The organism is Streptomyces sp. SID3343, from assembly GCF_009865215.1.
In the GTDB taxonomy this organism is placed as follows: Bacteria; Actinomycetota; Actinomycetes; order Streptomycetales; family Streptomycetaceae; genus Embleya.
Genome location: NZ_WWJX01000454.1, coordinates 1 through 19,982, shown reverse-complemented (window position 1 = coordinate 19,982; position 19,982 = coordinate 1). Strand labels below are relative to the sequence as shown.

Genomic DNA, 19,982 nt, shown 5'->3' with positions numbered 1-19,982 from the left:
GCCCTTCGGCACCGACCGCACCCGGGTACCGGCGTTACGAACTCTGCTCCGACGACCCGGGCCCGGACCCGGTTTCCTCGGACCCGGACCCGGACCCACCCAAGAGATTGAGCCCGATGCCCGGCAGACCGGGCAGCAGCGGCGGAAGAATCTGACCTTCCGGAGTTCGAGCCGGAGCCGGTGCCGGACCCGGCTCCGCCTCCGAAGCCGCCCCCGCCCCGCCGCCACCGGACGAGCCCGCGGGACTTTGCCCGGGCGGGTTCAACAACGGGATGTTCAGCCCAGGCAGCAGCCCGCCACCCTGCTGGGGCTGTTGCTCCTTCGGCTGCTGTTGCTGCCGCTGCGGACCCGAGCCCGGAGAGCTTGCTCCTCCCTGCTGCGGCGCGCCGCCGGCAGTGGAACCGCCCACGACGCCCGGAAGCTGCGGCAGCAGCGGTGGCAACAACGGCTGCCCGCCGGGAGACGCGTCCTTCCCGGAACCCGGAACCGCCGGGACCCGATCGGCCGGCTGCCCGGGCCCGGTGGGCGCGGGCCTCGTGGCGCCCGAGGTGCCCGTGAGCGGGGTGACCTGTTCCTTGATCGAGGTCAGCAACGTGCGGACCTGATCGCGCTCCGGCGTGAGCTCCGCGGGGAGCCGTTCGCCGATCCTGGCCATCCGCTCGTCTCCCGAGCGGGCGAAGTCGGCCAGGTTGCGCATCGGACCGTCGGCCCCGCTCTTGCGGAAGTGGTCGGTGAGCAGCGCGCGGCCCTTGTCGGCCTCCTCGCGCCAGTCGTCGAGCACCTGCCGCAGGTGTCGCACGGTCGCCTTGTCGGCGGGGGACTTGCCCGAGCGCCTGAGCAGTTGCTCGGCCTCGCCCATCCGCGTCTCGGCTTGGTGCAGGTAGCGCTCACCCCGCTCGTGGTCGTTGTCCGCGAGCGAGATCTTGAAGTCTTCGACCGTGCGCTTGACGCCGTAGGTCAGGTCACCGGGCAGCGCGTCGGAGCTGGCGTAGGCCACCCCGCCGATGCCGCCGCCGGTGACCACCACGAGCGTGCCGGCGATCGCCACGCGACGCCGCCACCGCACGGTGCGCGGCACCGCCGCACCCTCCTTGCGGCGATGTGCCCCACGGGGCGCGGGCACGGTCGCCGCACCATCGGTCGCGGGCAGTGCCGCGGCCTCCTCCAACAACCGCTGCCGGAGCGCGGTTCGAAAATCCGTGTTCGGCACCGGTGCCGACTCGGACCGATCGCGCAACAGCTCGGCCGTCCGCAACAGCGGGACCAGCGCGGGCAGGGGCTCTGCCGATCGGTTGTTGCGGTCGTTCTCGTCGAGGGCTCGCGCGAAGGCGTTCGCGGGTCGCCGATCCAGGGCCGCAATGCTCACAGGCCGCACCTCCTCCCCCCGGATGTCCGTCCAGGGAAGTCTCCGGGTCGGGGGCCACAGGGCGGCTCCCCGCCGCAGCGGTCCCCGAGGGGGGCCACTGTCCGGAAGAACGAGTCGACGACCCGGAAGGTTACGGAGATGTGATTCACCGCACGTCCTCCGGCAGGAGGCGGGCGAGCGTCCGTACGGCGCGGTATTGCAACGTCTTGATCGCGCCCTCGTTCTTACCCATGATCTGTGCGGTCTCCGCGACCGACAGACCCTGCAGGAAACGCAGGGTCACGCACTCCTGCTGCTGAGGATTGAGCTTGTGCACGGCATCGAGAAGGGCCGCGTTGGACAGCGACTCCAGGACACAGTCCTCGGGGCTCGCCTCGACCTCGTTCGCGTCGAGCATCTCCCCGGTGGTGACCTCCAGCCGGAACCGGCTGGACTTGAAGTGGTCCGCGACGAGGTTGCGCGCGATCGTCACGAGCCAGGCGCCGAAGTCGCGGCCCTGCCACGTGAACGTGCCGATCCGGCGCAGGGCGCGCAGGAAGGTCTCGCTGGTCAGATCCTCGGCCACGGCACGGCCGCCGACGCGGTAGTAGATGTACCGGTAGACGGTGTCGAAATAGTTGTCGTAGAGCTGGGCGAACGCGTCGCCGTCGCCGTCCTGGGCGAGTTCGACGAGGGCCATGATGCGGCGGGCCTCGCCGTCCGGCCCCGGACCCCGGGTGTAGCCGGAGCCTCTGCTCGGACGGGTCGGTTCGGTGGTGCCGGCGCGCGTCGCGAGCGTGAACCCGATGGGTCCCGCGGGGGTCGCACGGCAAACCCCCCTGCCGTAGCCGGCGGTCGCGGCGAAACCGGTGGACAGACGGGGGGCAAAGCTCGCGCACACCGCCGCACGCAGTGTCGCCAGCCCGGACACGTCAACCGGGACGATTCGAGGCACGGGACTCCCTGTTGCTTCAGCGGTAATTACGTTCGGTGCGGAATCGATCACCCATAGTAGGGAACTTGGATACCGCTGTGCGCCGATCGAGAATAACGCTTAGTAAAGGAAGGGATACCAAGTGTGCCCATCGGCGTTGTGAAGCTACCTGGGTCGAGCGCTGATGTGTGTTGTTTGTGCGTTTGTCGGGTTGTCGCGAGCCACGTGTGCTATATGCGGACAACTCGCAGCAACCCGGCATCGCGCGCGCCCCGAAAAACCCCCGCGCCGCAGGTGGCGGGGGGTTCGGTGGGGGCGTGCGAGGGGCGCGTGGGTCAGATTCGGTGCGGTGCGCGCCGGCGTACGGCGGTGCTCGCGACGACCGCGCCGGCGACCGCGCCGACTCCCGCGGCGGCGGGCAGCCCGATCCGGGCGGCCTTGCGTCCGGTTCGGTAATCCTTGATCCGCCATCCGTGCTCCCGGGCGTGGCGCCGAAGGCGCGCATCGGGATTGACCGCGCACGGATCGCCCACGAGCATCAGCATCGGTATGTCGTTGGCGGAGTCGCTGTAGGCCGAACAGTCGGTGAGGTCGAGGTCCTCGCGGATCGCGAGCGCGCGCACGGCCTCGGCCTTGGCCTCGCCGTGCAGCAACTCGCCCACGAGGCGGCCCGTGTACACGCCGGCGCGGGTCTCGGGGACGGTGCCGAGTGCGCCGGTCAGGCCGAGCCGGTCGGCGATCGTGGTCGCGATCTCGACCGGCGCGGCGGTCACCAGCCAGACCTGACGACCCGCGTCGAGGTGCATCTGGGCGAGCGCGCGGGTGCCGGGCCAGATCTTGTCCGACATGAATTCGTCGAAGATCTCCTCGCCGATCGCCCGGATCTCGTCGACCGAGTAGCCGGCCACGAACGACAGCGCGCGGTCCTGCGCGTCGTCCACGTCGCCCATGTGCTCGCCGCCGAGCCGGAAGCGGAGCTGCTGGAGACCGAAGCGGGCTATGTCGCGGGTGCCCAGGAACCGGCGCGCGTACAGACCGCGGGCCAGGTGAAAGATCGACGCGCCGCGCATCACGGTGTTGTCCAGGTCGAAGAAGGCGGCGCCGATCGCGATGGGCCGGCCGTTCTCGCCCGGAGGGCGGGCCGGGGCCGTGGCGTGCGCTGCCTCGGCGGCGGCCGCACCGGCCCGCACGGCACTGTCGGTGGTGTCCTCGGTCGTCGATCGCCGGCGCAAGAGAACCATGCGGTCGAGCGTAGTAGGCGGGCATGGCGATCGTGTGGCGGTCACCTTGCGACCCGATGCCGCCACGATGATGGCGCGGTGGCGCGGTGGCGCGGTGGCGCGGTGGCGCGGTGGTGCGGAGCCGTGCGAGGAGCCGTTTGTGACGTGGCCCCTGGGTGGCCCCTTCTGGGTCTGCCCCTCGTGGGGTGACAATCGAATACGTGAATCTCTTCCGCCGCCGCCCCGAAACCGCCGCCCGCACCGTGACGCTGCTGAGCAAGCCCGGCTGCCACCTGTGCGACGACGCCCGTGTCGTGATCGAACGAGTGGCCGCCGAACTGGGCGCGACCTGGGAAGAGGTCGACATCACCACCGATGCCGAGCTCCAACACAAGTACTGGGAACAGATCCCGGTGACCTTCGTCGACGGCCGCCAGCACGATTTCTGGCGGGTGGACGAGAAGCGACTGCGGCGCGCGTTGGGCAGCTGACGGCAGCGACAGTCGACGGAAGCGACAGTCGACCGAAGCGACAGCCGACGAGCCCCGCCACTGGGCCGGGCGCGAAGGCCGGGTCCGCGAAGGACCGGACGGAAAGGGCCGGGCGGGGGAATTTTCACCGACACGGACGGTAGGGAAGTGTGCGCGATGCGCCGGCACGACTACGCAGGGACCACACGAGCGTCACCTCTTGTGATCGAGTTCACGCCCAAAACGGGAACCAAGGCGTGACGAGCATCACGACAGGCGCGCAAATCGGACACCTACTTTGTGCGCGCGTTCACAAAAGCCTAACCTGGCATTCGAAATCCCAGGTCCCACCCACAGGAGCAGCGTGGCTACAGGGCGTACCGAGCGACCGGCGCAACGGGGACGTGGCATCCCCGAGGCGACGGTAGCGCGGCTTCCGCTGTACCTCCGGGCGCTCAGCGCGCTGTCGGAGCGAGGTGTTCCCACGGTCTCGTCCGAGGAACTCGCCGCCGCCGCCGGGGTGAACAGCGCAAAGCTGCGCAAAGACTTGTCGTATCTCGGCTCCTACGGCACCCGCGGTGTCGGTTACGACGTCGAGTATCTCGTGTACCAAATCTCGCGTGAACTCGGGCTCACCCAAGACTGGCCGGTCGCCATCATCGGCATCGGAAATCTGGGTCACGCCCTCGCCAACTACGGCGGTTTCGCGTCGCGCGGCTTCCGGGTCGCGGCACTTCTGGACGCCGATCGGGCGGTCACCGGTCAGCGGATAGCGGGCATGGCGGTGCGCCACATGGACGATCTGGAGCAGATCGTGCGTGAGGACCACGTGTCGATCGGTGTCATCACGACGCCGGCCCCGGCCGCGCAGGAGGTGGCCGACCGACTGGTCGCCGCCGGGATCACGAGCATCCTGAACTTCGCGCCCACCGTCCTCTCGGTTCCCGAGGGGGTCGACGTGCGCAAGGTGGATCTGTCGATCGAGTTGCAGATCCTGGCCTTCCACGAGCAGCGCAAGTCCGGCCTCGACCCCGTCGCGGGGCCGGTACCGGCGCGCCCTTCGAAGCCCGGCGAGCGCGGCGATCTTCCCGAGGTGATGCCGGCGTGAACGGCTGTACCCGGGAAATTGCCGCAGGGGTGGTCGCGCCCGAGCGCGTCACGTCCGCATGTCCGGCGACCGAGCGTGTCGCACCCGCGAAGACGGCGAGCGCGGCGAACACGGCGATCGACGCTGGGAAGACCCCATGAGCGTCCTGGTGGTGGGTCTGAGCCACCGCACGGCCGAGGTCAGCCTGCTGGAGCGCGTCTCGATCACCGGGGCGGCCCAGGAGGCGCTGCTGCGCGACCTGATCGCGGCCGGGCCGGTCGCCGAGGTCGTGCTGCTCTCGACGTGCAACCGGGTCGAGATCTACGCGGAGGTCGACCGCTTCCACGGCGGTGTCACCGAGCTGGGCAACCTGCTGTCGCGCCACACCGGCGTGCCGGCCGCCGAGCTGACCCCGCACATGTACGTGCACTACGAGGACCGCGCGGTCCAGCACCTGTTCTCGGTCGCGTGCGGCCTGGACTCCATGGTGATCGGCGAGGGGCAGATCCTCGGCCAGATCAAGACCGCGCTCGCGCTCGCCCAGACCCACGGCACCGCCGGGCGGGTCCTGAACGAGTTGGCCCAGCAGGCGCTTCGGGTCGGCAAGCGGGCGCACAGCGAGACCGGGATCGACCGGGCCGGTCGATCGCTGATGACCGTGGGCCTGGCCCAGGCCGAGCTGTCGATGGGCGCCGTCGAGGGCTGCCGGGCACTGGTCGTGGGCGCGGGTTCGATGAGCGCGCTCGCCGCGACCACGCTGAATCGTGAAGGCGTCGGCCACATCGTCGTCGCGAACCGTACCTACGAGCGCGCCGAGCATCTCGCGGAGTCGGTGGGCGGCCGAGCGGTGCCGATGTCGGCGCTGCCGGACGCGCTCGCCGCCGCCGATCTGGTGGTCTCGTGCACCGGCGCGGCCGGTCTGGTGATCGGTCGCAAGGACGTCAGGGCCGTGCTCGACGCCCGCCGCGAGCGGGGCGTGGGCCGCCCGCTCGTGCTGATCGACCTCGCGCTGCCGCGCGACGTCGACGCGGCCGTGCGTGATCTCGACGGGGTCGTGCTGATCGACCTGGAACTGCTCGCGGAGGTCTCGGCCGGATCCACCGCCGCGGCCGACGTGGATCTCGTACGCAAGATCGTGCACGACGAGGTGGCCGCGTTCGCGGTCGCGCAGCAGGCACAGCAGGTCAAGCCGACCGTGGTCGCACTGCGCAGCATGGGCTCCGACGTCGTGCGGGCCGAACTCGACCGGTTGGCCGGCCGGGTGCCCGGGATGGACGAGCGGGTGCGCGCCGAGGTCGAGCAGACCGTGCGGCGCGTCGTGGACAAGGTGCTGCACGCGCCGACCGTGCGGGTGAAGCAGCTCGCGGGGGAGCCGGGCGGCTCGTCGTACGCCGACGCGCTGCGGATGTTGTTCGACCTCGATCCGGGTACTCCCGAGGTGGTCCGCCGGGCCGACGCTCCCGACGCCGTCGAGACCGATGCCGCGGCGCCCGGCCTCCTGGCACCAGGCCCCCTGGAACCCGACGCTGTGGAAGGTGTGGCGTGACCGAGGCACCGTTGCGACTGGGCACCCGGCGAAGCAAGCTGGCGATGGCCCAGTCGGGTCATGTCGCCGAGGCGGTCACCAAACTGACCGGTCGACAGGTCGAACTCGTGGAGATCGTCACCCACGGCGACACCTCGCGCGAGAAGCTCAGCGAGATCGGCGGCACCGGCGTGTTCGTCAACGCGCTGCGTGACGCGCTGCTCGCGGGCGAGGTCGACTTCGTCGTGCACTCGCTCAAGGACCTGCCCACGGGCGAGGCCGAGGGGATCGCGCTGGTGGCGATCCCGCCCCGGCACGACCCGCGCGACGCGCTGATCGCCCGCGACGGCCTCGCGCTCGCCGAACTGCCCGCGGGCTCGCGGATCGGCACCGGTTCGCCGCGCCGCGCCGCGCAGTTGCTGCTGCTCGGGCTCGGCCACGAGATCGTGGCGATTCGCGGCAACGTCGACACCCGGATCGGTTTCGTCACGTCCGGTGAGCTCGATGCGGTCGTTCTGGCCAAGGCCGGCCTCGGCCGCCTGGGCCGTGCGGGAGAGGTCACCGAGACCTTCGACCCGCTCCACATGCTGCCTGCCCCTGGTCAAGGGGCGTTGGCCGTCGAGTGTGCGGCACACGATGTCGCCCTCGTAGAACTGCTCACCGGTTTGGACGACCCGGACACCCGGGCCGCCGTACTGGCCGAGCGCACGCTGCTCGCCGAGCTCGAAGCCGGATGTTCGGCTCCGGTCGGTGCCCTCTGTGAGGTCGCCGAAGGCGAGCAGGTCACCGAGCTGTACCTGCGGGCCGTAGTCGTCAATGTCGACGGCACCGACAGCGTACGGTTGTCCGCCACCGGAACTCTCGACGAGGCGAAGAAGATCGGCCGCGAACTCGCCGCCGAACTACTCGCCCGAGGGGCCTCCGGTTTGATGGGGGAGCGCGTCCCTTGAGCCCCAGAGCGAAGAAGAAGCCCAGCGGCATCGTGACCTTTGTGGGTGCCGGTCCCGGCGACCCGCGACTGCTCACCCTGCGGGCCATCGAGGTGCTGGCCGAGGCCGATGTGGTGGTCGCCGACGAGGCGACGCTGCGTCAGGTGCTCGCCCACTGCAAGAGCGGCGTCGAGGTCCTCGACCCGGTGACCGGTGACGACGGGGAACTCCTGTCGGCCGTTGCCCGGGCCAAGGTCGTCGTGGCCGCCGCGCGATCCGGCAGGCAGGTCGTCCGGGCCGTGGCGGGTGACCCGTGCGTGGATCAGTCGGTCACGGACGAGGTCACGGCGGTCGCGAAGGCGAAGATCGTCTTCGAGGTCGTCCCCGGTGTCCCGGTCAGCACGGCCGTACCCACCTATGCGGGCATTCCGTTGCACGCCGCGAAGGGCAGCGGCGGCGTCCGCGTGCTCGACACGGCCGAGGCGTCGATCGACTGGGCCACGGTCGGCTCCGTCGACGGCACGCTCGTGCTGCGCGGTGCGCTCGACTCGATCGCCGAGATCGCGCAGGAACTCGTCGCGGGCGGCCGCAAGCCGGCCACGCCGGTCGCCGTCACGATCAACGGCACCACGACCGAGCAGCGCACCCTCGTGAGCACGCTCGCGCAGGTCGCCTCGGATGTGCGCGCCGCGAAGATCACCCAGCAGGCCGTCGTGGTCGTCGGCGAGGTCGTCGGCCAGCGCGACACGCTGTCGTGGTTCGAGACCAAGCCTTTGTTCGGCTGGAAGGTGCTCGTCCCGCGGACCAAGGAGCAGGCCGTCTCGCTGTCCGAGCAGCTTCGCTCGTACGGCGCGGTCCCGCACGAGGTGCCGACCATCGCGGTCGAGCCCCCGCGCACGCCCCAACAGATGGAGCGCGCGATCAAGGGCCTGGTCACCGGCCGCTACGAGTGGATCGCGTTCACGTCGGTCAACGCCGTGCGCGCGGTGCGCGAGCGGTTCGAGGACTACGGCCTCGACGCGCGCGCGTTCGCGGGCATCAAGGTCGCGGCCGTGGGCGAGGCGACCGCGCGAGCGCTCGTCGAGTTCGGCGTCAAGCCCGACCTCGTGCCTTCGGGAGAGCAGTCCGCCGCAGGTCTGTTGGAGGACTGGCCGCCGTACGACGCGGTGTTCGACCCGATCGACCGGGTCTTCCTGCCGCGTGCCGACATCGCCACCGAGACGCTCGTGGCGGGTCTGGTCGAACTCGGTTGGGAGGTCGACGACGTCACGGCCTACCGCACGGTCCGGGCTGCGCCGCCGCCCGCCGAGACGCGCGAGGCGATCAAGGGCGGCGGCTTCGACGCGGTCCTGTTCACGTCGTCCTCGACGGTGCGCAACCTGGTCGGCATCGCGGGCAAGCCGCACGCCGTGACGGTCATCGCGTGCATCGGTTCGGCGACGGCGAAGACCGCCGAGGAACACGGTCTACGCGTGGACGTGATGGCTCCCGAGCCGTCGGTGTCCGCGCTGGCCGAGGCCCTGGCGGAGTTCGGCACCGCGCGACGCGCGGCGATGATCGAGGCGGGCGACCCCGTCACGCGCCCGAGTGAGCGGCGCCCCGGTTCCCGGAGGAAGGCCAAGTAGTTCTCATGTCGTACCAGGCTGACGCATCGTCAGGGTTTCCCGCGCACCGCCCGAGGCGGTTGCGCACGTCCCCGGCGGTGCGCCGCCTGGTCGCGGAGACCCGGCTGCATCCCGCCGATCTGATCCTCCCGATGTTCGTCCGGGAGGGCGCGACCGAGCCGGTGGCGATCTCGTCCATGCCGGGCGTGGTCCAACACACCCGCGACTCGCTGCGCAAGGCCGCGCACGACGCGGTCGCGGCCGGCGTCGGCGGCATCATGCTGTTCGGCATCCCGACGGACAAGGACGCGCTCGGCTCGGCCGGGTTCGACCCGGAGGGCGTGCTGCAGGTCGCGATCCGCGACGTGGTCGCGGAGGTGGGCTCCGACACCGTGGTGATGTCGGACCTGTGCCTCGACGAGTTCACCGACCACGGGCACTGCGGAGTGCTGGCCGCCGACGGGTCGGTCGACAACGACGCGACGCTGGAGGCGTACGCGCGGATGGCCGTCGTCCAGGCCGACGCGGGCGTCCACATGGTCGGGCCCAGCGGGATGATGGACGGTCAGGTCGGGGTGATCCGGCGAGCGTTGGACGGCGCCGGGTATCAGGACGTGTCGATCCTGGCCTACAGCGCGAAGTACGCGTCCGGCTTCTTCGGCCCGTTCCGCGAGGCGGTCGAGTCCACGTTGCGCGGCGACCGCACGACCTACCAGCAGGATCCCGCGAACGCCGAGGAGTCGGTGCGCGAGGTGCTGTTGGACGTCGCCGAGGGCGCGGATCTGGTGATGGTCAAGCCGGCGATGTCGTATCTGGACATCGTCCGACGGATCGCGGACGAGGTGCACGTGCCGGTCGCGGCCTACCAGGTCAGCGGCGAGTACGCGATGGTCGAGGCCGCCGCGGCCAACGGTTGGATCGACCGCGAGCGGGTGATGATGGAGACGCTGACCTCGATCAAGCGAGCGGGTGCGTCCTCGATTTTGACCTATTGGGCCACGGAGGCGGCGCGCCGGTTGCGGTGAGGTGTTCGCCGGAACCACGCGGCTGCGCTCGTTCGGGTGACCCGTTCGGATCCGATCGCGGCGAGTCTTTCCCGGTGCCTAGGGTCGGAGGGGCTTGTCCGTCATCGGCGAGCGTGGACCACACCGGCACGAGGGTGGTGTTTCCCGATGGCGATCGCGACGCATGAGCCCGATGTGACTGCTTCCGAGTTCGAAGCGTTGGACGACGTCCTGTGGCAGACGTGGAAGGCGATGACTCTGCCCGAGGGACTGCGCGCAGAGATCATCGAAGGGTCCATCGAGGTGTCTCCCACCGGTTCCAGGCGGCACGGCAAGATCGCGAATCGCCTTCGGGACGCGCTCCGGGACCACCTGGCGCCCGGTGACGCGTTCTCGGCCTATCAGGACATCAGCGTGATTCGGGGCCGCAAGGTCTACATCCCGGATGTCGCCGTCGCGCCCGAGGACTTGGACGAGACCCCCGACCCCGACGGGCTCGGGGTCGACGCGGCCGGGGTCGTGCTGGTCGCGGAGGTCGTTTCGCCCGGACGGGAAGCCGGTGTTCGAGATCGCGAGCGCAAGCGGCGGGCCTACGCGGAGGCGGGCATCGCCGTCTACGTGATCCTCGACGACTTCGACGGGACGGCGTGGTGACCGTGCTCAGTGAACCGGACCAGGCCAAGGGCGCTTATGCGGTGGAGGTTCGCGTCGCCTACGGGACGCCGGTGAAGATTCCGCAGGGGCCCGCGCAGGGGTTCGTGGTCGGATCGGAGATCACCGGCCGCTGAGCGGGTGCGGTGGACCGGCGGGTGGGCACCCGGTGCGGCTCCGCGTGCCTTCGGTTTGTCTTCGGTTTGCCTTCGGTCCGGTGGTTTGTCTTCGGTTCGGTGGGTGTCGACCACTTGACGGCTAACGGTGTTAGCCCCATCATGGGCGCAGGTGGCTAACGTCGTTAGCTGTGGCGGCCGGAGGGTGAAATGAGTGTCGACGTCGGAGCTGTGACCGGTGCCACCACCACGGTGCGCTCGGTGATGCGGTGGACCAGGCGGGGGGCGTGGATCGTGCTCACGCTCTTTCTGGCCGTGTTCGCGGTGTTCGAGAGCGCGAAGTACGGGCTCGCGACCACCGCGGCGGCGATCGGGTTCTTCGTGTTGCCCGATCTGACCATGTTCATCGGCGCCAAGGACGCGGCCCGGCACGGACACCAGCCGGGTCGACTCCAGCCTCGCGCCGTACCGTTCTACAACGCCATGCACCGGGCCTGGGTGCCGCTGATCGTGCTGGTCGCCTACTCGGTCGGCCCGATCGAGTGGCCGCCGTTGTTCACGGCCGGCCTGGCCTGGCTCACCCACATCGCACTCGACCGCGCCGCCGGATACGGCCTGCGCACGCCGGAAGGGCTCCGCAAGCATGTCTGACCCGACGTCACCCAGCCCCAGGGCCCGCGAGATCGTCGGCGCCGCCCGCGAACTGCTGGAGAAGGAAGGCCCGGAGGCGGTCTCGATGCGGCGCATCGCGGATCGCATCGGCATCCGGGCGCCATCCCTGTACAAGCACTTCCCCGACAAGTCCGCAGTCGAGGCCGCGCTGACCGCGGCGGGAATGGCCGAGTTGGCCGAGGCCCTGGAGATCGCCGAGGCGTCCGGTGACGGCGACCCGATCGCCGCGCTCCTGGCCGCCTACCGCGCCTACGCCCTCGCCCACCCGCACCTGTACCGCCTGATGAGCGGCCAACCGCTCGACCGCGACGCGCTTCCCGCCGGCCTGGAGGACCGCGCCGCCGCACCACTCATGCGCGCCGTCGGCGGCGACCACGACACGGCCCGCGCCCTCTGGGGCTTCGCCCACGGCATGGTCGTCCTCGAACTGGCAGGCCGCTTCCCGCCGGGCGCCGACCTGTCCGGCGCGTGGGCCAGTGGCCACAGCGCCTTCTCGGCCTGACACGCCCTCAGACCCCGTCCTCGCCCCCGCACTTCGCCCGCCGCGCGGATCGCCGTCCGCGCGGCTCGGCGGCCATGTATACGTCGCCGTTCTCGACCCAGGTGGGGTACGTGCGCAGGGTTCGGCACGCCACGCCGCCTACCGATCGGCCCGTGTCGATTTCGAAGGTGCCCTTGTGGATCGGGCAGGTCAGCCGATTTCCGTCCAGGACGCCGCGGGAGAGGATCGCGCCGGCGTGGGGGCAGCGGTCCTCGAAGACGTGCACCGTCTCGCCGTGTCGGACCACCGCGAGTGGGGGGCTCGTACTGATCCGGCGCGGCAGGTCCTCGGGCAGGTCGGCGAGCGCGGCCAGCCGGACCGGTGGGCGATCCCGCCGGAACAGTGCCATCATCCGCTCACAACAGGCGGCATTTCCTCAGGTTAGGCAGTACTGCCTCACTTGGCCAGGGCAAGATCCACCGGGTTCGCGACCGTCACGACTTCGTTGTTGTGATGCGCGTGACCACGCGAAGTCTTCCTTCCCGGAAAGCTTCTGACGTACCGTCAGCTCAGCGCCCAGGTCCTGGCACCGCCATGTCCTGGATGCGTACGCCCGGCCCGGCTTTCCCGCGCGGAGGACACGTGTCTGACCCGATCTACGACGCCACCACTCTCTGGGAGCTGGTGGAGCGCCGCGCGGCGGCGACTCCCGACGTTCCGATGCTGCTCGATCCGGACGACCGCAGGGTCACGTTCGGCGAGTTCAAGGCGTGGGCCGAGCGCGTGGCCGCGGGCTATCACGCGCTCGGGATCACCGCCGGCACCAAGGTGACCTGGCAGCTCACCACCCGTATCGAGTCCATCGTGGTCTCGTTCGCGCTCGCCCGGCTCGGCGCCGTGCAGAACCCGATCATCCCGTTCTACCGGGAGAAGGAAGTCGGCTTCTGTCTGCGCCAGACCGACGCCGAGTTCTTCCTGTGTCCGCGCACGTGGAAGGGCTTCGACTTCCTCGCGATGGGCGAGGCGATCGCCAAGGACCTGGACAAGCCGCCGACCGTGCTCGTCGCGTACGACGAACTGCCCGAGGGCGACCCGGCCGACCTGCCCGCCGCGCCGACCGACGGTGACCAGGTGCGCTGGCTGTACTACACCTCCGGTACCACCTCCGACCCCAAGGGCGTCCAGCACAGCGACTCGACGCTGCTCGCGGGCGGCAAGGGGCTGGCCATCGCGCTCGGCATGGCGCAGACCGAAGTCGGCTCGATCGCCTTCCCGTACGCGCACATCGCGGGTCCGGACTACATCGTCACGGTGCTCGCCTCCGGCTTCCCGGCCGTGATCGTGGAGAACTTCGACCCGGCCGGGGTGATCCCCGTCTACAAGCGGCTCGGCGTTACCATGGTCGGCGGATCCACCGCGTTCTACGTGGCGTTCCTCAACGAGCAGCGCAAGCAGCCCGGCGAGAAGATCATCCCGACGCTGCGGATCGTCTCCGGTGGCGGTGCCCCGAAGCCGCCGGAGTTGGTCGCCGAGGTGCGCGACGAGATGCAGGCGATCCTGTGCCACGGCTACGGGATGACCGAGGTCCCGATGATCGCGCAGGGCGGCCCGCACGACTCCGAGGACCAGCGCTCGTACACCGAGGGCAAGCCGGTGGTCGGCATCGAGGTGCGGATCGCGCGCGCCGACGGCACGATCGCCGACGCCGACGAGGAGGGCGAGGTCCGGTTGCGTGGGCCGATGGTGTTCAAGGGCTACACCGATCCGGCGCTGACCGCCGACGCGCTCGACGAGGACGGCTTCTTCCGTACCGGTGACCTGGGCAAGCTGCGCGCCGACGGCCACCTGTCGCTGACCGGCCGGCTCAAGGACGTGATCATCCGCAAGGGCGAGAACATCTCCGCGCGCGAGATCGAGGACCTGCTCTTCGCCCACCCCAAGGTCGCGGACGCCGCGGTGATCGGCTTGGTCGACCGCGAACGCGGCGAGCGGGTCTGCGCCGTGGTCGAGCGCCGGCCGGGCGAGGCCGACCTCGAATTCGCCGAGATGGTGGCGTACCTGCGCGAATCGGGCCTGATGACGCAGAAGATCCCGGAGCAACTGGAGGTCGTCGACGCGCTTCCGCGCAACGAGACGCTGCGCAAGGTGCTGAAGTTCAAGCTCCGCGAGGAGTACGACGCCAAGCCTTGGACGTCGCAGCGCTGAGCCGAGGTCGTCGTACGGCCGAAGCGACGCGCGCCGGCACCGATATCGGTGCCGGCGCGCGTCGGTCGTGGGCCGGGGCGGGGAGTGCGGTCGGGGGTCGCGGTGGCTCAGCTCCACACGTCGAGGACGGCGTCGACCGTGGTGATCGTCGTAATCGCGTTGAACGTGTTCGCCAACACCATCTCCGCGTATTCGGGCGGGAATCCGGCCACCGCCTCGCGCGGCAACACGAACTGGAACCCCGCGTTGACCGCGTCCATCGCGAAGTTGAGCATGCCGACGTTGAGCGAGACGCCGACGCCGACGATCGTGCGTACGCCCATGTTGCGCAGCGTCGCGGCGAGTCCGGTGTCGGCCATCGGGCCGAGCCCGTGATAGCGCGAGAGCACCAGGTCGAGCGGGTCCACGGTGATCCCGTCGGCGACCGCGGCGGCGTCGGAACCGGGCGCCAGGAGGACCGACGCCTTGGCCGCCGCGCCGAACATCCGGGCGTTGGTGTTCGCACCCAGGCCGTCGGGCCGGCGGACCGCGAGGCAGTGCACGACCGGGATCTCGACCTTGCGGGCGGCCTTGGCGAGCCGGTCGACGGCCGGGATCAGGTCCTTGGTGTGTGCCGTCAGCGCCGGAAAGACGGCCTGCTCACCGATCACTCCGTTCTGGCATTCCTGCGTGATCAGTGCGGTGTGTCCGGGGGCGATCAGTTCCGCGAGTGACAGAGCCATCCGTGATTCTCCTGACGTTGTGTCAGCTTGTGGTTCCCTCGGCCCAGAGATTACGCTAAATCTGACGGTCCATCAGATTTACATGAGCGGGAGGGGCCGATGAGCACCAACCAGCCCGGGCAGACTGCTACGCAGTCCGGAAACTCTTTCGGTGAGCTGCCGAAGATCATCAGCGTCGATGACCATGTCATCGAGCCGGCGCACCTGTTCGAGCGCTGGCTGCCGAAGAAGTACCACGAGCGTGGCCCACAGGCGGTCACGACCGGTATCGGGCAGCTGGAGTACATCGGCGCCAGTTACCGGATCACCACCGACCCGAACGGCCCGCTCGCCGACTGGTGGTTCTACGAGGATCTGCGCTTCCCGTACAAGCGCAACATCGCCGCCGTCGGCTTCAGCCGCGACGAGATGACCCTCGAAGGCATCACCCGCGGCGAGATGCGCCCCGGACTCTACGACCCGGCCGAGCGACTCAAGGACATGGACCTCAACCATGTCGAGGCCTCGCTGTGTTTCCCGACCTTCCCGCGCTTCTGCGGCCAGACCTTCTCGGAGGCCGCGGACAAGGAGGTCGCGCTCGCGTGCGTGCGCGCCTACAACGACTGGATGGTCGAGGAGTGGTGCGGCGACTCGGGCGGTCGCCTGATCCCGCTGATCATCATTCCGCTGTGGGACGTACAGCTCGCGGTCGAGGAGATCCGGCGCAACCGCGCTCGCGGGGTCACCGCCGTGTGCTTCTCCGAGATCCCGGCGTTCCTGGGTCTGCCCAGCATCCACACCGGTTACTGGGACCCGTTCTTCGAGGTCTGCGCCGACCTCGGCGTGACGATCAACATGCACATCGGCTCGTCCTCGACGATGCCGGCGGCCTCGCCCGATGCCCCGGCCGCGGTCCAGGCGTCGCTGAGCTTCAACAACGCGATGGCCTCGATGGCCGACTTCATCTTCGCGGGCATTCCGGCCCGGTTCCCTAAGATCAAGCTGGCCTACTCCGAGGGCCAGATGGGTTGGATCCCGTACGCGTTGGAGCGCATGGACGACGTCTGGCTGGAGCACCGCGCGTGGGCGGTCACCGGCGAGGCTTTGCCTGAGCCGCCGTCGTTCTACTTCCGACGGAACATGTTCGCGTGCTTCTTCCGGGACCAGCACGGCGTGAACTCGCTCGACGCGATCGGCGAGGACAACGTCACGTTCGAGACCGACTACCCGCACGTCGACTCCACGTGGCCGCACACCAAGAAGATCGCCGAGGAGCACCTCGCGGGTCTGAGCGAGGAGACGGTCTACAAGATCATCCGGGGCAACGCGATCCGGATGCTCGACCTCGACTTCGACAAGGACCGCGTCGCGGCGGTCTGAGCACCGGATCGGCCCGCCGGCGGCCTTGGTGCCGCGGTATCGGCGGTCGGCGGTCGATCGGTGACGACGCGGCGCCCGCACGGATGCGGGCGCAGCGGCAGGGAGCGGCTCGTCGAATTCATCGGCGGGCCGCTTCCGAGGTATTTCGACCTGGTGTCTCGGTGTCTTGACGTCTCGGTGTTTCGGTCTCTTGGTGTCTTGGCGTCTCGGTGTCTCGGTCTCTTGGTGTCTTGGTTTCTCGTTGTCGCGTTTTGTCTCGTTGTCATTCGACGTGTTGTCAGTGGAACAGCCGTCAGTTGAGCCGAAGGGGCCTGGAATGAGTGGGATCTGCGAGGGGCGCGTCGTCATCGTCACCGGTGCCGGCGGTGGCATCGGGCGCGAGCACGCGCTGGCATTCGCCCGTGAGGGCGCGCACGTTGTGGTCAACGACATCGGCGCCTCGCGGCAGGGCGACGGCCGTTCGCCCGGTCCGGCCCAGCAGGTCGTCGCGGACATCGAGGCACTCGGCGGCAAGGCCGTCATCAACGCGGACGACGTCGCCGACTGGGCGGGCGCGGAGCGCCTGGTACAGACCGCCATCGACGCGTTCGGACGGCTCGACGTCGTGGTCAACAACGCGGGCTTCCTGCGGGACCGGATGATCGTCTCGCTCGGCGAGGACGAGTTCGACGCGGTCGTTCGGGTGCACCTCAAGGGGCACTTCGCGGTGATGAAGCACGCGGGCGCGTACTGGCGCGCGCAGGCCAAGGCCGGCAACACGATCGACGCGCGCCTGATCAACACCACGTCGGGCGCGGGCCTGATGGGCTCGGTCGGGCAGGGCAACTACGCGGCGGCCAAGGCCGGCATTACCTGCCTGACCCAGATCGCCGCGGTCGAGATGGGCCGCTACGGCGTGACCGCCAACGCGATCGCGCCGGCCGCGCGCACCCGGATGACCGAAGAGGCCATGCCCGACATGGTGCGCAAGCCCGAGGACGGCAGCTTCGACTTCTACGACCCGGCGAACATCTCGCCGCTCGTGGTCTGGCTCGGTTCGCCCGAGTCGCGCGACGTCACGGGCCGGGTGTTCGAGGTCGAGGGCGACAAGGTCTCGGTCGCCACCGGTTGGCAGCACGGCCCGGAGGCCAAGGCGGGGCGGCGGTGGAACCCGGCCGAGCTGGGCCCGGTCGTCGCGAAGCTGATCGACGAGGCGCCGGCTCCGACGCCTGTCTACGGCGCCTGATTCCGGGGTCGGTGTGTCTCTCGTACGTGCTTCGCGGGCGGGCTTGGCGTACGTGCTTGCTTCGCGTACGTGCCTCGCGGGCGTGACGCGCCGATGCGACAGCCCGAACTCGATCTCGTAGTCCGATCTCGTAGTCCGATCTCCGACGGGACGTCAACACCATGGACCTGCGCTATACCGAGGCCGAGGAGAGCTTCCGCGCCGAACTGCGCGCGTGGCTCGACCGTGCCATCCCGCTGCTGCCGCCCAAGCCCGACCGCAACGACTGGCCCGGCCGGCGCGCGTACGACACGGCGTGGCAGCGCCTGTTGTTCGACGCCGGATACGCGGGTCTGCACTGGTCGGTCGAGGCCGGCGGCAAGGGCGCCACGCCGACCGAGCACCTGATCTACCTGGAGGAGACCGAGCGGGCGGGCGCCCCCTACGTCGGCGCCAACTTCGTCGGTCTGCTGCACGCCGGTCCCACGATCGACGCGGCCGGTACCGACGAGCAGCGGCGCAAGTATCTTCCGGGCATCCTGCGCGGCGACGACGTGTGGTGCCAGGGCTTCTCCGAGCCCGGCGCGGGCAGCGACCTGGCCTCGCTGCGTACCCGCGCGGTGCGGGACGGCGACGACTACGTCATCAACGGCTCGAAGATCTGGACCTCGCACGCCGAGGTCGCGGACTACTGCGAGATGCTGGTGCGTACCGACCCGGACGCCCCCAAGCACAAGGGCATCACGTGGTTGGTGGTGCCGATGGAAACGCCCGGCATCACCATCCGCCCGCTCGAAACCGTCATGGGGACCTCGGAGTTCGCCGAGGTGTTCTTCGACGACGTACGAGTGCCGGTGGCGAACCGGGTCGGTGCGGAGAACGACGGCTGGCGCGTCACGATGGTGACGCTGTCGTTCGAACGCGGCACCGCGTTCGTCAGCGAGGTCGTCGCGTGTCAGCGGCTCCTGCGCGAACTCGCCGCGCTCGCCAAGAAGATGACGCGACGTCAGGCCAGTGCGTGGGACGACGTCGCGCTGCGCCGTGAACTCGGGCACCTGACCGCCGAGTTCGAGGTGCTGTGGGCGCTGACCAAGTGGAACGTCTCCGAGGCCCAGCGCTCGGGCGTGCCCGGCGTCGGCGGCTCGGTGTTCAAGCTGCGCTTCTCCGAGACGAAGCAGAAGGTGTACGACCTCGCGCACCGCCTGCTCGGCCGGGCCGCGCTCGCCGTGGACGACGTCGCGGGGCTGCCGAGCGGCTCGCTGATGGACGAGCGGCTGTCCTCGCTGTCGTACACGATCGCCGCGGGCACCTCCCAAATCCAGCGCAACATCGTGGGCGAGCGCATCCTCGGCCTGCCGAAGGAACGGTGATCGGGCCATGGACTTCCAACTGAGCGAGGATCAGCGCGACCTGCGCAACGGGGTTCGCGAGTTCTGCGAGGGCCGATTCGACCGCGACCGCATGCGCAAGTTGGTCGACGTCGCGCCGGCGCCCGGCATGGTGGATCGCGCGCTGTGGAAGGAACTGGCCGAGACCGGCTTCTTCTCGCTGCGGATCGCGGAGGCGGACGGCGGCGTCGGGCTGGGCGTGGCCGAGGCCGCGCTCGTGTACGAGGAGGCCGGCCGGGTACTGCTGCCGGGCCCGCTCGTGGCGACCCACCTGGCCGCGTCCCTGCCCGGCGACCTGGGCACCGGCGCGGCGGCCGGCGACGCGGTGGTGGGGCTCGTCGAGGGCGACGTGTGGCCGATCCTGGTCGAGCACATGGACGCGCTCGACGTGCTCTTGGTGCTGACCGACGACGGAATCCGGCGGGTGGACCCGTCCACCGTGCAGGGGACCGCGGTCGCGCACCCGGTGGACCCGTTCACGCCGGTGACGGCGGTGGACGAGTTGCCGGCCGGCGAACTCGTCGCGGACGCGGCGGTTGCCGAGCAGTGGCGGCGGATCGGCGCGGTGCTCACCGGCGCGCTGCAATTGGGGATCGCGGGCCGGCTGACCGAGATGGCGACGCAATACGCCAAGGAGCGCGAGCAGTTCGGCCGGGTCATCGGCAGCTTCCAAGCCGTCAAGCACCTGTGCGCGGAGATGCTGGTGCGGACCGAGATCGCCCGCGCGGCGGTCTACGCGGCGGCCGTCACGCTCGACGACCCAGCGGTGGGCGACCCGGAGGTCGCGGTGCTGACGGCGAAGTTGATGGGCGACGACGCGGCCACGCGCAACGGCAAGGACGCCACACAGGTGCACGGTGGCATGGGCTTCACGTGGGAGGTCGACGTGCACCTGTACCTCAAGCGGGCGTGGGTGCATGCGACCCAGTTCGGTGGGGCGGAGGAGAACGAGGAGGCGTTGGCGGCGACGCTTTGAGTCGGTCGTGTGGCGATGGGTGAGTCGTGGAACTCGCCGGAGTTGCCGCACGTGACGGACTCGCTGGACTCGCTGGACTCGCTGGACTCG

General features: G+C 69.9%; 20 protein-coding genes. 15 read left to right on the top strand and 5 right to left on the bottom strand.

Annotated elements, in window-relative coordinates; all coding sequences use genetic code 11:
* Nucleotides 1-34: 34 nt before the first annotated feature.
* The 3 genes from GT354_RS14495 to GT354_RS14485 form a co-directional block, all read right to left on the bottom strand.
* On the bottom strand, nt 35-1,366 hold the full coding sequence (locus tag GT354_RS14495) for a DUF5667 domain-containing protein (protein WP_161356717.1): 1,332 nt from the start codon (nt 1,364-1,366) through the stop codon (nt 35-37).
* Between the two features lie 145 nt (nt 1,367-1,511).
* Complete coding sequence (locus GT354_RS14490; RefSeq protein ID WP_161356716.1) at nt 1,512-2,300, bottom strand: ECF subfamily RNA polymerase sigma factor, BldN family; 789 nt, start codon at nt 2,298-2,300, stop codon at nt 1,512-1,514.
* A gap of 314 nt (nt 2,301-2,614) precedes the next feature.
* Nucleotides 2,615-3,520 (bottom strand): HAD-IB family hydrolase, encoded by a 906-nt coding sequence (locus GT354_RS14485; protein ID WP_161356715.1) that lies wholly within the window; start codon nt 3,518-3,520, stop codon nt 2,615-2,617.
* Between the two features lie 200 nt (nt 3,521-3,720).
* Between GT354_RS14485 and GT354_RS14480 the strand changes: the two genes are divergently transcribed.
* The 10 genes from GT354_RS14480 (at nt 3,721) to GT354_RS14440 (ending at nt 12,059) form a co-directional block, all read left to right on the top strand.
* The gene (locus tag GT354_RS14480) at nt 3,721-3,990 is read left to right on the top strand and encodes a glutaredoxin family protein (RefSeq protein ID WP_161356714.1); all 270 of its coding nucleotides are present in this window, start codon (nt 3,721-3,723) and stop codon (nt 3,988-3,990) included.
* 343 nt (nt 3,991-4,333) lie between these two features.
* A complete protein-coding gene (locus GT354_RS14475; RefSeq protein ID WP_078976624.1) occupies nt 4,334-5,077 on the top strand; it encodes a redox-sensing transcriptional repressor Rex in 744 nt (247 codons plus the stop codon).
* A gap of 136 nt (nt 5,078-5,213) precedes the next feature.
* A complete protein-coding gene (locus tag GT354_RS14470; RefSeq protein ID WP_161356713.1) occupies nt 5,214-6,602 on the top strand; it encodes a glutamyl-tRNA reductase in 1,389 nt (462 codons plus the stop codon).
* Nucleotides 6,599-7,531 carry a hydroxymethylbilane synthase gene (hemC, locus tag GT354_RS14465; protein WP_161356712.1) on the top strand — a complete coding sequence of 311 codons (933 nt, stop codon included), beginning with the start codon at nt 6,599-6,601 and terminating at the stop codon, nt 7,529-7,531. Before GT354_RS14470 ends, hemC begins: the two co-directional genes overlap by 4 nt.
* Nucleotides 7,528-9,135: a bifunctional uroporphyrinogen-III C-methyltransferase/uroporphyrinogen-III synthase gene (locus tag GT354_RS14460; protein WP_161356711.1), complete on the top strand. Its 1,608-nt coding sequence runs from the start codon at nt 7,528-7,530 to the stop codon at nt 9,133-9,135. The genes hemC and GT354_RS14460 overlap by 4 nt, the downstream gene beginning before the upstream one ends.
* 5 nt (nt 9,136-9,140) lie before the next feature.
* Nucleotides 9,141-10,139 carry a porphobilinogen synthase gene (gene hemB, locus GT354_RS14455; RefSeq protein ID WP_161356710.1) on the top strand — a complete coding sequence of 333 codons (999 nt, stop codon included), beginning with the start codon at nt 9,141-9,143 and terminating at the stop codon, nt 10,137-10,139.
* A 174-nt stretch (nt 10,140-10,313) separates the two neighbouring features.
* Complete coding sequence (locus GT354_RS14450; RefSeq protein ID WP_346012030.1) at nt 10,314-10,772, top strand: Uma2 family endonuclease; 459 nt, start codon at nt 10,314-10,316, stop codon at nt 10,770-10,772.
* Nucleotides 10,769-10,906 (top strand): hypothetical protein, encoded by a 138-nt coding sequence (locus GT354_RS53985; protein ID WP_237534846.1) that lies wholly within the window; start codon nt 10,769-10,771, stop codon nt 10,904-10,906. Before GT354_RS14450 ends, GT354_RS53985 begins: the two co-directional genes overlap by 4 nt.
* Nucleotides 10,907-11,095: 189 nt before the next feature.
* Complete coding sequence (locus GT354_RS14445; protein ID WP_161356709.1) at nt 11,096-11,536, top strand: DUF4260 family protein; 441 nt, start codon at nt 11,096-11,098, stop codon at nt 11,534-11,536.
* Nucleotides 11,529-12,059 carry a TetR/AcrR family transcriptional regulator gene (locus GT354_RS14440; protein ID WP_161356708.1) on the top strand — a complete coding sequence of 177 codons (531 nt, stop codon included), beginning with the start codon at nt 11,529-11,531 and terminating at the stop codon, nt 12,057-12,059. The genes GT354_RS14445 and GT354_RS14440 overlap by 8 nt, the downstream gene beginning before the upstream one ends.
* A 7-nt stretch (nt 12,060-12,066) precedes the next feature.
* On the opposite strand, the gene GT354_RS14435 is transcribed toward GT354_RS14440, so the two are convergent.
* Complete coding sequence (locus tag GT354_RS14435) at nt 12,067-12,450, bottom strand: Rieske 2Fe-2S domain-containing protein (RefSeq protein WP_161356707.1); 384 nt, start codon at nt 12,448-12,450, stop codon at nt 12,067-12,069.
* A 230-nt stretch (nt 12,451-12,680) separates the two neighbouring features.
* On the opposite strand from GT354_RS14435, the gene GT354_RS14430 reads away from it, so the two are divergent.
* On the top strand, nt 12,681-14,243 hold the full coding sequence (locus tag GT354_RS14430; RefSeq protein WP_161356706.1) for an AMP-binding protein: 1,563 nt from the start codon (nt 12,681-12,683) through the stop codon (nt 14,241-14,243).
* A 107-nt stretch (nt 14,244-14,350) separates the two neighbouring features.
* On the opposite strand, the gene GT354_RS14425 is transcribed toward GT354_RS14430, so the two are convergent.
* Nucleotides 14,351-14,965, bottom strand: coding sequence for a cysteine hydrolase (locus tag GT354_RS14425; RefSeq protein ID WP_161356705.1), 615 nt, complete (start codon nt 14,963-14,965; stop codon nt 14,351-14,353).
* A gap of 99 nt (nt 14,966-15,064) precedes the next feature.
* On the opposite strand from GT354_RS14425, the gene GT354_RS14420 reads away from it, so the two are divergent.
* The 4 genes from GT354_RS14420 to GT354_RS14405 all read left to right on the top strand — a co-directional run bounded on the left by GT354_RS14420 (nt 15,065) and on the right by GT354_RS14405 (nt 19,892).
* The gene (locus GT354_RS14420) at nt 15,065-16,324 is read left to right on the top strand and encodes an amidohydrolase family protein (RefSeq protein ID WP_161356704.1); all 1,260 of its coding nucleotides are present in this window, start codon (nt 15,065-15,067) and stop codon (nt 16,322-16,324) included.
* Between the two features lie 316 nt (nt 16,325-16,640).
* Nucleotides 16,641-17,549: an SDR family oxidoreductase gene (locus GT354_RS14415; protein WP_161356703.1), complete on the top strand. Its 909-nt coding sequence runs from the start codon at nt 16,641-16,643 to the stop codon at nt 17,547-17,549.
* A gap of 161 nt (nt 17,550-17,710) precedes the next feature.
* The gene (locus tag GT354_RS14410) at nt 17,711-18,898 is read left to right on the top strand and encodes an acyl-CoA dehydrogenase (RefSeq protein WP_161356702.1); all 1,188 of its coding nucleotides are present in this window, start codon (nt 17,711-17,713) and stop codon (nt 18,896-18,898) included.
* Nucleotides 18,899-18,905: 7 nt separating this feature from the next.
* The gene (locus GT354_RS14405; RefSeq protein ID WP_161356701.1) at nt 18,906-19,892 is read left to right on the top strand and encodes an acyl-CoA dehydrogenase family protein; all 987 of its coding nucleotides are present in this window, start codon (nt 18,906-18,908) and stop codon (nt 19,890-19,892) included.
* Nucleotides 19,893-19,982 lie beyond the last annotated feature (90 nt).